Annotated in this window: 12 protein-coding genes and 5 tRNA genes; 9 read left to right on the forward strand and 8 right to left on the reverse strand. The window is 74.9% G+C overall.

What is annotated here, in order from left to right; translation table 11 throughout:
• Positions 1 to 142: 142 nt before the first annotated feature.
• Positions 143 to 781, reverse strand: a complete 639-nt coding sequence (locus ACSNOB_RS29655) for a response regulator (RefSeq protein WP_091096280.1) — start codon at positions 779 to 781, stop codon at positions 143 to 145.
• A 264-nt stretch (positions 782 to 1,045) separates the two neighbouring features.
• On the opposite strand from ACSNOB_RS29655, the gene ACSNOB_RS29660 reads away from it, so the two are divergent.
• Positions 1,046 to 2,020: an Acg family FMN-binding oxidoreductase gene (locus ACSNOB_RS29660; RefSeq protein WP_436690483.1), complete on the forward strand. Its 975-nt coding sequence runs from the start codon at positions 1,046 to 1,048 to the stop codon at positions 2,018 to 2,020.
• Between the two features lie 213 nt (positions 2,021 to 2,233).
• Here the strand turns inward: ACSNOB_RS29660 and ACSNOB_RS29665 are convergent, their stop codons facing one another.
• On the reverse strand, positions 2,234 to 3,244 hold the full coding sequence (locus tag ACSNOB_RS29665; protein WP_436690485.1) for an NAD-dependent epimerase/dehydratase family protein: 1,011 nt from the start codon (positions 3,242 to 3,244) through the stop codon (positions 2,234 to 2,236).
• Between the two features lie 187 nt (positions 3,245 to 3,431).
• Between ACSNOB_RS29665 and ACSNOB_RS29670 the strand changes: the two genes are divergently transcribed.
• From ACSNOB_RS29670 to ACSNOB_RS29680, 3 genes are read left to right on the forward strand one after another with little or no spacing between them, the layout of a single operon-like run.
• A complete protein-coding gene (locus ACSNOB_RS29670; RefSeq protein WP_436690487.1) occupies positions 3,432 to 4,358 on the forward strand; it encodes a hypothetical protein in 927 nt (308 codons plus the stop codon).
• Positions 4,359 to 4,368: 10 nt separating this feature from the next.
• On the forward strand, positions 4,369 to 5,508 hold the full coding sequence (locus ACSNOB_RS29675; RefSeq protein WP_436690489.1) for a sensor histidine kinase: 1,140 nt from the start codon (positions 4,369 to 4,371) through the stop codon (positions 5,506 to 5,508).
• Positions 5,505 to 6,161 carry a response regulator transcription factor gene (locus tag ACSNOB_RS29680; protein WP_436690491.1) on the forward strand — a complete coding sequence of 219 codons (657 nt, stop codon included), beginning with the start codon at positions 5,505 to 5,507 and terminating at the stop codon, positions 6,159 to 6,161. Before ACSNOB_RS29675 ends, ACSNOB_RS29680 begins: the two co-directional genes overlap by 4 nt.
• A gap of 27 nt (positions 6,162 to 6,188) precedes the next feature.
• On the opposite strand, the gene ACSNOB_RS29685 is transcribed toward ACSNOB_RS29680, so the two are convergent.
• On the reverse strand, positions 6,189 to 6,593 hold the full coding sequence (locus ACSNOB_RS29685; protein WP_436690493.1) for a winged helix-turn-helix transcriptional regulator: 405 nt from the start codon (positions 6,591 to 6,593) through the stop codon (positions 6,189 to 6,191).
• A 66-nt stretch (positions 6,594 to 6,659) separates the two neighbouring features.
• On the opposite strand from ACSNOB_RS29685, the gene ACSNOB_RS29690 reads away from it, so the two are divergent.
• Positions 6,660 to 7,247 (forward strand): NADPH-dependent F420 reductase, encoded by a 588-nt coding sequence (locus ACSNOB_RS29690; protein ID WP_436690495.1) that lies wholly within the window; start codon positions 6,660 to 6,662, stop codon positions 7,245 to 7,247.
• A gap of 44 nt (positions 7,248 to 7,291) precedes the next feature.
• On the opposite strand, the gene ACSNOB_RS29695 is transcribed toward ACSNOB_RS29690, so the two are convergent.
• A tRNA-Val gene (locus ACSNOB_RS29695) sits at positions 7,292 to 7,366 on the reverse strand.
• 51 nt (positions 7,367 to 7,417) lie between these two features.
• Positions 7,418 to 7,490, reverse strand: a tRNA-Gly gene (locus tag ACSNOB_RS29700).
• Positions 7,491 to 7,614: 124 nt separating this feature from the next.
• Here ACSNOB_RS29700 and ACSNOB_RS29705 point away from each other — a divergent pair.
• Together ACSNOB_RS29705 and ACSNOB_RS29710 are read left to right on the forward strand one after the other, a co-directional pair.
• Positions 7,615 to 7,854 carry a DUF6458 family protein gene (locus ACSNOB_RS29705; protein WP_393104507.1) on the forward strand — a complete coding sequence of 80 codons (240 nt, stop codon included), beginning with the start codon at positions 7,615 to 7,617 and terminating at the stop codon, positions 7,852 to 7,854.
• Positions 7,855 to 8,217: 363 nt separating this feature from the next.
• Positions 8,218 to 9,933, forward strand: a complete 1,716-nt coding sequence (locus ACSNOB_RS29710) for a helix-turn-helix domain-containing protein (RefSeq protein ID WP_436690497.1) — start codon at positions 8,218 to 8,220, stop codon at positions 9,931 to 9,933.
• Between the two features lie 619 nt (positions 9,934 to 10,552).
• On the opposite strand, the gene ACSNOB_RS29715 is transcribed toward ACSNOB_RS29710, so the two are convergent.
• From ACSNOB_RS29715 to ACSNOB_RS29725, 3 genes are all read right to left on the reverse strand, one after another.
• A tRNA-Val gene (locus ACSNOB_RS29715) sits at positions 10,553 to 10,627 on the reverse strand.
• A 13-nt stretch (positions 10,628 to 10,640) separates the two neighbouring features.
• Positions 10,641 to 10,711 (reverse strand) — tRNA-Cys (locus ACSNOB_RS29720).
• Positions 10,712 to 10,745: 34 nt separating this feature from the next.
• A tRNA-Gly gene (locus tag ACSNOB_RS29725) sits at positions 10,746 to 10,818 on the reverse strand.
• A gap of 299 nt (positions 10,819 to 11,117) precedes the next feature.
• On the opposite strand from ACSNOB_RS29725, the gene ACSNOB_RS29730 reads away from it, so the two are divergent.
• On the forward strand, positions 11,118 to 11,720 hold the full coding sequence (locus tag ACSNOB_RS29730) for a TetR/AcrR family transcriptional regulator (protein ID WP_436690499.1): 603 nt from the start codon (positions 11,118 to 11,120) through the stop codon (positions 11,718 to 11,720).
• A 126-nt stretch (positions 11,721 to 11,846) separates the two neighbouring features.
• Positions 11,847 to 12,422 carry a TIGR03086 family metal-binding protein gene (locus tag ACSNOB_RS29735; protein WP_436690501.1) on the forward strand — a complete coding sequence of 192 codons (576 nt, stop codon included), beginning with the start codon at positions 11,847 to 11,849 and terminating at the stop codon, positions 12,420 to 12,422.
• Positions 12,423 to 12,431 lie beyond the last annotated feature (9 nt).

Below are 12,431 nucleotides of genomic sequence, written 5' to 3' on the forward strand. Positions count from 1 at the left end.
CCCACCGCCCCGCCCCTTCTGGCTCGCGATCTTGCAGTTTCTGCCCCGGCATAAGGGGCAAGTACCTCATTTCGAGGGCAGAAACTGCAAGATCGGCGAGGAAAGAGAGCGGGTGGGGCGGCGCGGACGTGAGTGCGGTTGATCAGTGGGTCTTGCCGAGGAGGCGGGTGGCCAGGACTGCTGCCTGGGTGCGGCGCTCCAGGCCGAGCTTGGCCAGCACGCTGGAGACGTAGTTCTTCACCGTCTTCTCGGCCAGGAACATCTTGCCGGCGATCTCCCGGTTGGTCAGGCCCTCGGCCACGTACTCCAGGATCCGCCGCTCCTGCTCGGTGAGCGACTTCAGCTCGCGGGGCTGCTCGACGCCGCTGCGGATGCGCTCCAGCACCCGGGTGGTGATCGCCGGGTCGAGCAGCGACTGGCCGGCCGCCACCCGGCGCACCGCGTCGACCAGGTCGGTGCCGCGGATCTGCTTCAGCACGTAGCCGGCCGCGCCGGCCATGATCGCCGCGAAGAGCGCCTCGTCGTCCTCGTACGAGGTGAGGATCAGGCCCTTGATCGACGAGTCCACGGCCCGGACGTCCCGGCACACGTCGATGCCGTTGCCGTCGGGCAGCCGCGCGTCGAGGATCGCCACGTCGGGCCGCAGGGCCGGGATGCGCCGCGCCGCCTCCTGGGCCAGGCCGGACTCGCCGACCACCTCGATGTCACCGCTGCTCTGCAGCAGGTCGGCCAGGCCACGGCGGACGACCTCGTGGTCGTCGAGCAGGAACACGCGGATCATCCCCCGTTTCTACCCCCTCCCGGTTGGATCCCGCACGGGCCGAAGGTCCCGAACCGCCGTCGCCCCGCTCGCCGGCCGGTCGTCGGCTCGTCAGGGCGCGGACAGGGCGGGCCACTCGCCGGACCGAAGGTCCCTGAGCTGGGACGGGGCCGGTCGGGCCCGGCGGGACGGGACGTCCGGCCCTGCCCGCGCCCCGGCCCGCTGACGCACCGTGGAGGTGTACCAGACGGGGGCGGCACGAACTGCCACGGAAGGAGCACAACCATGGACACCGGCTTCACCGTCGAGCAGCTGAGGGCCGCCGCGACCGACGCCGTACGGGCACCGTCGCTGCACAACACCCAGCCGTGGCGGTTCCGGCTGCGCGACGGCGGCATCGAGGTGCTGGTCGACCCGGCCCGGCGCCTGCCGGCCACCGACCCCAACGGCTGGGGCGTCCGCATCGCCTGCGGGGCGGCGCTGTTCAACCTGCGGCTCTCCCTGGCCGCGGCCGGCACCCCGGCGAAGGTGCGGCTGCGCCCCCACCCGGCCGAGCCGGACGTGGTGGCCCGACTGGTCCCGGACGTGCCGCGCCGTCCCACCCCCGCCGAGCAGGCCCTGCACGCGGCCATCCCCCGCCGGTTCAGCAACCGGGCGCCGTTCTGGCCGGACCCGGTGCCCGCCGACGCCCGCTGGCGCCTCGGTGAGGCGGCCCGCGTCGAGGGATGCTGGCTGGAGCTGCTGATCGGGGTCAGCGCGGTGAACGCGTTCGCCGAGATCGCCCGCAGCGCCCACCGGGTCCTCGAACGCGATCCGGCGTACGTGGCCGAACGCGAGGAGTGGGTGCGCTCGGCCCCCGCCCCGGACGGCGTGCCGGCCTCCTCGGGCGGCCCGCAGGGCGAGCCGCAGGACCTGCTGCCCTCTCGGGGCTTCGGCGGGCTCAACCGGGCGCCGGGGCGGGACTTCGAGCCGGAGCCGCTGGTGGCGGTGCTCGGTTCGCCGGGCAACACCGCCGTCGACCAGGTCGTCGCCGGGCAGGCGTTGCAGCGGGTGCTGCTGGCCGCCACGGATTCGGGGCTGGCGGTGTCCATGCTGTCCCAACCGATCGAGGTGCCCAGCGCGCGGGAGCAGCTGCGGCTGTCGCTGGGACGGTTCGGCACCCCGCAGATGGTGATGCGCATCGGGTACGGCCAGCCGGGCTGGCCGACCCCACGCCGCGACGTGGACGACGTGCTGATTCTGCCGGTAGCGCGGGCCTGACCAGGCCGATCCAGATCGACCTCCCCGCCGATCACGCTGATACCCCCGCCAGGCGTGCCCGGCGGGGGTATCAAACCTGCTCACGATCTTGCGCTATGGGGCATCGGGCGGTGCGGTCACGACAAGCTCGTCGAGTTTTCCGCCGACCTCGGGGTTCCCGAGAGCTGCGACACGAGCGCCCGCACGTACTGATGCCTTGCCATCAATTTACGGTCAGGCGCCCGCCGCGCCCGTCGCGGACAGCAGCGCCGCCTCCCGCTCCGGGGCCAGCCCGACGGGAGCGCGCTGCGGGCGTCCGGCCCGCGGCGGGACCGTGCCGACCTGCCGCAGCCACGCCCAGGTGTCCGCGACCGTCTCGGCCACCGGGCGACAGGTCAGCCCCGCCGCGTACGCCCGCTCGACGCCGCGTTCCTGCAGCCAGCGGTACTCGTGCCCGGCCGGGATCCAGACCGGCAGGTCGTTCCACGGCACCACGCCGGCGGCCAGGATCGGCTCCGGATCGGTCCAGCGCAGCCGGGCGTCCGCGCCGGTGGCCGCGACGCAGGCGTCGAGCAGCTCACCCATCGTCGCGTGCCCGGTGCGGCTCACCACGTTGAACGTCCCGCCCCGCCCCTCGGCGCCCCGGTCCAGCATCCAGCCCACCAGGTCCCGCACGTCGACGTACTGCAACGGCAGGTCGGCCGGGCCCGGCGCCAGCACCTCCCCGCCCCGGGCGACCCGCCCGAGCCACCAGGGCAGCCGGCCGATGTCCTCCCCCGGCCCGAGGATCAGCCCGGCCCGGGCGACCAGCGCCCGGTCGCCGAACACCTCCCGCACGGCCCGCTCGCCGCCGGACTTGTTGTGCGCGTAGTCGCCGTCGTCGGCGTCCGGCTCGGCGTCCACCACGGCGGCGTCCTCGCCCACGCCGCTGGCGACGGGCGGGGCGTAGACGGAGCCGCTGGAGACATAGACGTAGCTGCCGACCCGGTCGACCAGCGCGCGGGCGGCGTCCCGCGCCGCCCGGGGCGCGCCGTCCCAGGTGTCGACCACCAGATCCCACTCGCCGTCCGCCAGCGCCGTCAGGCCGTCGGGCGCGCTCCGGTCACCCCGCAACCGGCGTACGCCCTCCGGCGTCGTGCCGTGCAGACCCCGGTTGAACACCGTCACCGACCAGCCCCGACGCACCCCCTCGGTCACCGTCGCGCCACCCACGAAACCCGTCCCGCCCAGCACCAGCAGTCTCATGCGCTTACTGTGCCGGTCCAACGCGGCGATCCGGCCCGATGTTCACGGTGAGCGGATCTGCCCACGGCAGAACCGGCAGCCGCCCGCACGGCCTCCTGCTGTCGGAGGAGGCACCGGCCGGCCGCAGGAGCCCGGTCTGGCCTCGCGGCAGGAGGTGCCGGGCACCGCTGGTGGCGATCGTCGATCCATGACCACACCACTGCGTACCGCACTGCGGGGCAGCGCCTCCCTGACCTTCCTCGCCGCCGTCATGGCCGGCCTGCTCGTGATCAGCGCCGTCGGCCTGTACGCCGACGACCGTGTGCTCGGCGGCGTACCGATCTGGCTCAAGCCGACCAAGTTCGCCCTCTCCTTCGTGTTCTACGCGCTCACCCTGGCCTGGCTGCTGGCACATCTGCGCCGGGGCCGGCGGATCGCGCGGCTGGCCGGGGCCGTCATCGCCGTCACGGCCGTGCTGGAGGTCGGCATCATCGTCTTCCAGGCGGCCCGCGGTCGCGCCAGCCACTTCAACGAGGCCACGCCCCTCGACGAGCGATTGTGGGGCGCGATGGGCGCCCTCATCGTGGTGCTGTGGCTGGCGACCGCCGTCATCACGGTCCTGCTCTGGCGGGACGGGATGCCGGACCGGGCGGGCACGTGGGCCGTCCGGCTGGGTCTGGTGCTTCTCCTGGCCGGCCTGTTGCAGGGGCTGACCATGGTCACCCCGACGGCGGCGCAACTCGCACTCGACGAGCAGGGCCTCGCTACCACCATGGGCGCGCACGCCGTCGGGGTGCCCGACGGCGGGCCCGGCATGCCGGTGACCGGGTGGAGCACGACCGGCGGTGACCTCCGCGTCGGCCACTTCGTCGGCATCCACGGGCTCCAGGCGGTGCTGTTGTTCGCGATGCTGCTGCCGCTGGTCGTCAAGGACGACGCTCGGAGAAGCCGGCTGGTGATCGTGTTCGCCTTCGCCTACGGCGGGCTGCTCGTCCTCGTGACCTGGCAGGCGCTCCGCGGCCAGCCGCTCATCGCACCGGACGCGACGACGCTGGCCGCGCTCGCCGCGCTGGTGGTGGCGACGGCCGTCGCCGCGGCGATCTCGTGGCTACGTCCCGTGCCGCCCGCCGCCTAGGATGAGCGGCATGCTCTGGGTGGGGCGGCTGTTCGAGGAACGTCACACCGCGGTCCGGCTCACCGTCGTGGGGCTCAGCGGCGTCGGCTACCTCGTCCTCGCGCCGGGGGGACAGACCCTCAGCCTCCTCGACCGGTTCCTCGCGATCGGGGTCATCGCGTTCGGCTACGTCGGGATCTGGTCCCCCGTCACCGTCGTGTGCGGAATATCGGCGGCGCTCGCCGCCGGCTGGTTCTTCGGCGCCGACAACGACGCCGTCCCCACGGTCGCGCTGGCGTGGGCGATGTTCGAACTGGGCGCGAGACGCTCCGGCCGGCAGGTGTGGTGCGGCCTGGCGGTCGCGATCGCGGGCAGCATGCTCTCCGACTACGACGAACTGCTCGACGTCGCCCTGACCGTGCTGTACGCCGCCACCGCCGCGGTGGCCGGCCCGCTGCTGCTGGGCATGCACGTGCGGGCGCTCGGCGAGCTGAACCGGCAGGCCGCCGACCGCGCCCGGGAGGAGATGTCCCGGGTCCGCGCCGAGGAACGCACCGCCATCGCCCGCGAACTGCACGACCTGGTGGCCCACCACGTGGCCTCGATCGTGCTCCGCGTCGGGGTGGCCCGCGGGGTGCTGCCGCTCGACGACCCGCGGGTGCGGCAGGTGCTCGACGACGTGCACGCGACCGGCGCGGGCGCCCTGGCCGACCTGCGCCGCCTGGTCGCCGTGCTCCGCGATCCCGGGTCGACCCGGTACGCGTCCTTCGTCGAACCCGAGGGCCTGCCGGTCGCCCTGCGCACCGCGGTCGACCGCAGCCACCAGATCGGCCTGACCGTCCAGGTGGACATCGACCCCGAGGTCGTCCGGCTGGACTCTCGCACGGCGCTCGCCGTGCTGCGCCTCACCCAGGAGGGGTTGGCCAACGTGGCCACACACGCGGGGACGACCGCCCGGGCGCGGCTGTCGGTCCGGGTCAGCGACGATCAGGTCGAGTTCGACCTGCGGGACTTCGGCGGGTCGGCGGGACCCGCCACCGGCGCGTCCGGCGGTCACGGCCTGGTCGGCCTACGCGAGCGGGTGGAGGTCCTCGGCGGCCGGTTGCAGGCCGGCCCGACGGAGTCCGGCTGGCGCCTGACCGCCCTGATGCCCACGGGAGCCACGACGTGATCCGGGTCCTCCTCGTCGACGACCAACAACTGGTCCGCGCCGGTCTGCGGATGCTGTGCCAGTCCGTACCCGACATGGAGGTCGTCGGCGAGGCGGCCGACGGCGCGACGGCGGTCCGCCTCGCCGCGCAGTTGCACCCCGACGTCGTCCTGATGGACCTGCGCATGCCCGGCGTCGACGGCATCACGGCGACCTCCCGCATCCTGGCGCAGCGCCCCTCGGTCCGGGTGGTGGTGCTGACCACCTTCGACGACGACGACCACCTCTATCCGGCACTGGCCGCCGGTGCCTGCGGCTTCCTGGTGAAGGACAGCAGCCCGGACGAACTGCTCGACGGGGTGCGCCGGGCGGCGGCCGGCGACAGCCCGTTCAGCCAGGCCGTGCTGCGCCGCCTGGTCGAGCAGGCGGTACGGACCCAGGCGATGCGGGCGCCGACGCAGGCGCCGCAGGGCATCACCGACCGCGAACGCGACGTGCTCGCACTGGTCGGCCTCGGGCTGTCGAATCCGGAGATCGCCGCTCGGCTGCACCTCGGCGTGACCACCGTGAAGACCCACGTGGCCAACCTGATGACGAAGACGGGCAACGCGAACCGGGTGCAGCTCGCCGTCTACGCCGCGACCGGCCCCCGGTCCGGCGAGAACCGCGGCTGAGCGGGGCACCGCGAGGCGGCGGAGCGGTCAGCGCCGGGTGACCGAGTCGTAGGCCACCCGCGCGGCGTCGACGTCGCCGATGTGCCGCTCGGCCCACTCGGTCACCACCGCCATGACCGGGAGCAGGCTCTCCCCGAGCGGCGTCAGCCGGTATTCGACGCGGGGCGGCACCGCATCGGTCACGGACCGCGCGACGAGCCCGTCGCGTTCCAGGCCGCGCAGCGTCTGGGTGAGCATCTTCTGGGTGGCGCCGGCGACTGCGCGGGCCAACTCGCCGTAGCGGCACGGTCCGGACGCGAGTTCCTTGAGGATCAGGCTCACCCAGCGGTCACCCATCCGGTCGAGGACGCGGTGCGTCGGGCACGCGGCGAGCGACATCAGGTACGCCGAGCGGGCACCGGCCCGGCGGTCGGCCGTGCTGGTGGTGGCCATCGGATCCTCCAGGCACCTTGAAGTGCGTACTGCCGGTGAGGCGGCACCCCAGATTAGCGTCGGGGCATGAGCGTGATCGGAATCCTCGGCGCCGGCAACGTCGCGCGCGCACTGGCCCCGGCGCTGTCCGCCGCCGGCCACCAGGTTCTCGTCGGTTCCCGCGACCGGCTGGAGGCCACGGCCGCCTCCGCCGAGCTGGTCGTCAACGCCCTGCCCGGCGCGGTGTCGATCGACGTGCTGCGCCGGTTGCGCCCGGTCCTGGCCGGCAAGGTGCTGGTCGACGTCTCCAACGCCGTGGAGCAGGGGCCGGACGGCTTCGCGTCCCGCCTGCGCTACGGGAACCTCGCGCAGGAGCTGCAGGGCGCGCTGCCGGAGACCCGCGTGGTGAAGGCGCTGAACACGGTGGGACCGCCGTCGCTGATGGCCGACCCGGCCAGCCTGGCCGTGCCGCCGTCGACCTTCCTGTGCGGCGACGACCCGGACGCGAAGAAGGTGGTGGCCGGCCTGCTCACCGACCTCGGCTGGGCGCCGGAGCGGATCGTCGACCTCGGCGCGGTGGCGAACGCCTGGTGGCCCGAGTCCTTTGTGCTCATGGTCCGGCCGCTGGTCGCCGCCCTGGGGCCGGTGCCGTTCGCGCTGGCGATCGCCCACTGAGCCGCGCCCCGGACGGGCACCGCGGCGGTGCGGTGGGCAGATGTTGGTGGGCGATACTGGGTTTGAACCAGTGACCTCTTCCGTGTCAAGGAAGCGCGCTCCCACTGCGCCAATCGCCCTGGGGTGACCGCCCGGCCCGGCAAGCCGGACCACCAAGCAGGCGGATCGCGAGCGGACGACGGGATTCGAACCCGCGACCCTCACCTTGGCAAGGTGATGCGCTACCAGCTGCGCTACGTCCGCGTGCCACCGGCGTTCGCCGGCGACGGAGGAAACTCTACCCGACCGGGATGGTTGCGCTGGTCAGCCACGGGGTAATGGCGTCCTTCGACAGCGCACCACATCCCCTGTGACCAAGGAGGCTGTCGTGGGTATCGGCACCAGCATCTTCCTGATCGCGCTCGGCGCGATCCTCACCTTCGCGCTCGACGCGAGCCTCGGCGGCATCAACCTCGACATCGTCGGCTGGATCCTCATGGCGGCCGGGGTGCTCGGCCTCATCATGACCACCCTCATCTGGGGCCGTCGCCGCCAGGTGGTCAGCACGACCGAGCCGGTGGAGTACCGGCGGGTCGAGGAGCGCCGGGACGTCGCACCGCCGCTCTGACCTGACGTCCGCGCGGCCGACGGAGCTGGACGGTCGCGGGATCCGCACCGCGAGGGACGGGCCGGGCACCCGGGAGGGTGGCGGCCCGTCGCCGTCGCCGGCCCGGTGCCGGCCGTACGCCACCCGCGCGGACCGCGCGGCGCCGCGCCGCTCCCCCGGCACCGCGCGACGCCGCGCCGCCCCCCGGCACCGCGCGACGCCGCGCCGCTCCCCCGGCGCCGCGCGACGCCGCAGCTCCCTCCGGCGCCGCGCCGCCATCCGACGGTGGACCGGGCACGCTGCCGGAGGACGGCAGTGCCCGGCGTCACCCCTCGGCCGGCTCGCCTCGTGACCCGCCCCACCTGGGTAATACCGTCTGCTGTCATGCGTACGGAGCTGGACGGGTCGCGAACGCTCGGACGGCCACCGTCGCGGTTCCGCTCCGAACGCGGCGAGGCCGTCATCGCGATGACCCGCCTCGCCGCCGGCCCCGACCCCGTCCCGGCCATCCTCGACCGGCTCGCCTGCCGGTCCGCCGCGGCCGCCCTGATCGGCGTGGACGGCACCCTGCTGACCGTGTGCCCGGGCCGGAGTCCTCTCGACCGCCGCGTGCTGGCCGACGCCGCCCGCGTCGTACCCGAGCTGCACGGACGCGGCACGCCGGTGGCCGTGCGGGGTGGCGCGGGCACGCCCACGGTCCACCTGGTCTCCCTCGGCGACGGGACGCCCGACGACGGCGCGGGCTGCGACCCCGACGAGGGGACGGACCCGGCCCCCTGGCTCGCGGTGGTCGACCCCGCGGACCCGGTCCCCGGCGACCTGCTCGCCGACGCGGCGCGCCTCCTCGGGCTCTGCTGGCGGCTGGAGCGCTCCGAGTCGGCCCGGCGCCGGGTCGCCGCCGGCGACGTGCGCAGCCGGGAGGCCGTGCTGCACCTGCTGATGGTCGGCGACGTGGCGCCCGCCCGGCGCATCGCGGCGGCGCTGCGCCCCCACCTGCCCGACCTGGTCCGGGTGTGCGTCGTCGAGTGCGCGTCCCGGCGGCGCGGCGAGGCGGCCGGACAGGTGACCCGCGCGCTGGGCGGGCGGGCCTGGGTGGTGCCCTGCCCGGTCCGCTCCCGGCACCTCATCGCGCTGGTGCCGGCCCCGGACCGCGCCGGACCGCCGGACGCCCGCGAGGCGGACGCGCTGGGCCGACTGGTCACCGGACGGGTGCCGGGAACGCGGGTCGGGGTCAGCGAGCCGGTCCCGCTGCGCCGGACCGCCGCCGGCTACGAGCAGGCGATCCACGCCCTCGCGGTGGCCCGCAACGGGCCGGACGGGCACTGCCGCTTCGACCGGGCGACGGAGTTGCGCGCCCTGCTCGGCGCCGACGGTCAGGAGTGGGCTCGGACGCTGCTGGCGCCGTGCCTGTCGTACCGGCCGGCCCGGCGGATCGACCCCGACGGGCCGGAACTGCTCGCCACCCTCGGCTCCTGGCTCGCCTTCGACGGCGCGGCCCACCGCCACCTGCGCATCCACCGCAACACCCTGGCGGCCCGGCTGGCCGTGCTGCGCGACCGCCTCGACCTCGACCTCTCCCGGGTCTCCGACCAGTCGGTCGCGTGGCTGGCCCTGCACCTGCTCGGTCCCGCCGCGACGCCGGCCGACGGGCCGGACAGCGCTTCGCCGCACCCGCCCGGCGCGGACCTCGGCGGAAGCGGCGCAGCCGGTCGCGACCGGGGGGCCGGGACCGCGCGGATGGACGTGCCCGCCGGTGACGACACGCGGTGGGTCGGCCTCGACCGGCTGCTGGCCACCCCCGCCCTGCGCCTCTGGGCGCGCGGTCAGGTCGCTCCCCTGGCGAGCGGGGCGACCCCCGTCGGCCTGGCGACCGTACGCGCGTGGCTGCGCGCCGAGGCGCGGCTGCCCGACACCGCCGCCGCGCTCGGGGTCTCGGTGTCCGCCGTCCGCAAACGACTCGGCCGGGCCGAGCAGGCGCTGGGACGCTCCCTGCTGCGCGGGCCGAGCGCCCGGCACGAACTCTGGCTCGCCGTGCGCATCCTCGACGCGGCCACCGGCGGGGACCCGGTGGGCGGCCTCGCCGGGCGCCCGGGCGCCTGAGCGGTCGTCGGCTCCCGCCGCTGTGCAGCCCGACACCGCCCGCGCCATCGCTGTGCGGATCGGTCCTCGCGCCCGGCCGGGGGTGCTTTCTAGCCTGTGGGCGCAGGGTCGGGCGACGGGACACGCGCGCCGCCGGCCCGCCACCCGCACGCCTTGGGAGGGCCCGGAATGAGGAACAAGACCCGTGCGCTGATGGCGGCCGCCGCGTCGCCGGTCGTGGTGCTGGGGACCGTCCGGGCCCCGGGCCACGGGGGCGGTGTCCGGCGGGCCGGCGCACGCCGGCCCGGTCGCCTCGCCGGTTCGGGCCGACCCCGGCGGTGACGTGCGGGAGGACGGCTGGATCGTCGACGGCCACGGCCATCCCAAGCCCGGTGCGCCGGCTCGGCGAGTCGCCAGGACCCACGGTCCGGCCCGCACTCCGGTGATCCACCGACCGAACGTCCGGACGCGCCGCAACGGGGGACGCGTCCGGTCGGGTTCCGGGGGAGGCGCGACCGCCCCGTCCGCGACGACACCGCGGGCGGGGCGGTCGCCGTGTCGTGGCGCCGGAGCGCCCCCTGTCGGAGGCGGTTCCGGAGATGGCGAAGGCCCGTCACCGGATGGTGACGGGCCTTCCTGCTGGTGGGCGATACTGGGTTTGAACCAGTGACCTCTTCCGTGTCAAGGAAGCGCGCTCCCACTGCGCCAATCGCCCTCGCCTGTTGCCGAGGTGGGGACGGGATTTGAACCCGCGTACACGGCTTTGCAGGCCGTTGCCTCGCCTCTCGGCCACCCCACCGAGGTTGCCCCCGTCATGCGTGGCGGCATCTCCGAGCGGACGACGGGATTCGAACCCGCGACCCTCACCTTGGCAAGGTGATGCGCTACCAGCTGCGCTACGTCCGCGTGTCTCCGGCGTTAACCGGTGACGGGTGAGAACTTTAGCCGAGCCGACGAGCGGTTGCCAAATCGGGGTGCCTCTCGGCGCGTCCGGCGGTGACGATCGCCCCCGCCCCAAGGCTTCCTAGGAGGATGGGTCGGGACGACCGCCGCCCCGGGGCGGCGGAGCGGCGGAGCGGCGGCGGGCCGGCGCGCGGGAGGCCGCCGGGGAACAGGCGAAACTGTCCGGCTTCCGACTCTGACGAGAGCGGACGGGCCGTGATCGGTGACTGCCCGTGTTCAACCGCATGGGCTACGGTAACGGCGTGACGAGACGTGCGGCCGAGATCCGCCTGGATGCCCTGCTGCGCACGGCCTGTGACGTGATCGTGGAACGGGGTCTGGCCAACACCCGCACGGCCGACGTGGCGCAGGCGGCCGGGGTGAGCCAGGCGTTGGTCTTCTACCACTTCGCCACGAAGGACCGGCTCCTCGCGCAGGCGTTCGCGTACGCGGTCGAGCAGGACCTGGCCAGGCTGGACGCCGTGATGCGGTCCAGCGCCCCGCCGCTGACCAAGCTGCGCAGGATCGTGAAGCTCTACACCCCCGCCGGCAGGGCGACGTCCTGGGCCATGTGGATCGACGGCTGGGCGGAGTCGCTGCGCACCCCGGAGCTGGAGAAGGTCTCCCGCCGGCTGGACCTGCGCTGGCGGGAGGACCTGGCGACGGTGATCAGGGAAGGGGTCCGCGACGGCACCTTCGAGTGCGCCGACCCGGCCGGCGCCGCGTGGCGGATCAGCGCGGTCATGGACGGCCTGGCGGTGCAGCTCGCGGTGCATGACCGGGTGATCTCCCGCCGCCAGTTCACCGAGTGGGTCCGCCTGGTCACCGCCCGCGAGCTGGGGCTGGACCCGGACCAGCTCGACTGACCCGGCCCGCCTCGACGCCGCCCCGGGCGTCGCCGCCGGCCGCCGCGCTCTCGGCGAAAGCACCCGGCCGGCCCCGAAGCGGGCAAAACGGCTCGGTCCCCGGGGCCAGCCGGAACAATCGTCGGCATGGACCCGCTGGAGACGTACCGCCGCAGCCTGGCCGAGTTCACCGACCGGGTGGAGCTGGTCGGCCCCGGGCAGTGGTCGGACCCGACCCCCTGCCCCGACTGGGACGTCCGAGGGCTGGTCAACCACGTCGTCGGCGAGGACCGCTGGTGCGTGCCGCTGCTCGCCGGCCGGACCATCGAGGAGGTCGGCGACCGCTACGAGGGCGACCTGCTCGGCCCGGACCCGGTCGGGGCGGCCCGGGAGGCGGCGGCACAGGCGGAGCTGGCGTTCACCCACCCCGGGGCGCTGGACCGCACCGTCGCGCTCTCGGCCGGCGAGACCCCGGCGGACGAGTACCTGCGCCAGCTCATCGCGGAACACCTGATCCACGGCTGGGACCTGGCCGTGGCGATCGGCGCGGACCCCCGGCTGGACGCGGCCGCGGTCGCCGAGTGCGCCCGCTGGTTCAGCCAGCGGATCGGCGACTACCAACAGGGCCGACTGGTGCGGTCGGAGGTCGACGTGCCGGCGGACGCCGACCCGCAGGACCGCCTCGTCGCCGCCTTCGGCCGCGACCCCGACTGGGCGCCGTAGCCGGGGGGG

This window comes from Micromonospora sp. URMC 106, assembly GCF_051386395.1.
Classification (GTDB): Bacteria; Actinomycetota; Actinomycetes; order Mycobacteriales; family Micromonosporaceae; genus Micromonospora.

What these genes read in the sequence shown, in the direction of transcription:
- ACSNOB_RS29655 (WP_091096280.1), bottom strand. Translation starts at nt 781, where the DNA reads ATGATCCGCGTGTTCCTGCTCGACGACCACGAGGTCGTCCGCCGTGGC.
- ACSNOB_RS29660 (WP_436690483.1), top strand. Translation starts at nt 1,046, where the DNA reads ATGGACACCGGCTTCACCGTCGAGCAGCTGAGGGCCGCCGCGACCGAC.
- ACSNOB_RS29665 (WP_436690485.1), bottom strand. Translation starts at nt 3,244, where the DNA reads ATGAGACTGCTGGTGCTGGGCGGGACGGGTTTCGTGGGTGGCGCGACG.
- ACSNOB_RS29670 (WP_436690487.1), top strand. Translation starts at nt 3,432, where the DNA reads ATGACCACACCACTGCGTACCGCACTGCGGGGCAGCGCCTCCCTGACC.
- ACSNOB_RS29675 (WP_436690489.1), top strand. Translation starts at nt 4,369, where the DNA reads ATGCTCTGGGTGGGGCGGCTGTTCGAGGAACGTCACACCGCGGTCCGG.
- ACSNOB_RS29685 (WP_436690493.1), bottom strand. Translation starts at nt 6,593, where the DNA reads ATGGCCACCACCAGCACGGCCGACCGCCGGGCCGGTGCCCGCTCGGCG.
- ACSNOB_RS29690 (WP_436690495.1), top strand. Translation starts at nt 6,660, where the DNA reads ATGAGCGTGATCGGAATCCTCGGCGCCGGCAACGTCGCGCGCGCACTG.
- ACSNOB_RS29710 (WP_436690497.1), top strand. Translation starts at nt 8,218, where the DNA reads ATGCGTACGGAGCTGGACGGGTCGCGAACGCTCGGACGGCCACCGTCG.
- ACSNOB_RS29735 (WP_436690501.1), top strand. Translation starts at nt 11,847, where the DNA reads ATGGACCCGCTGGAGACGTACCGCCGCAGCCTGGCCGAGTTCACCGAC.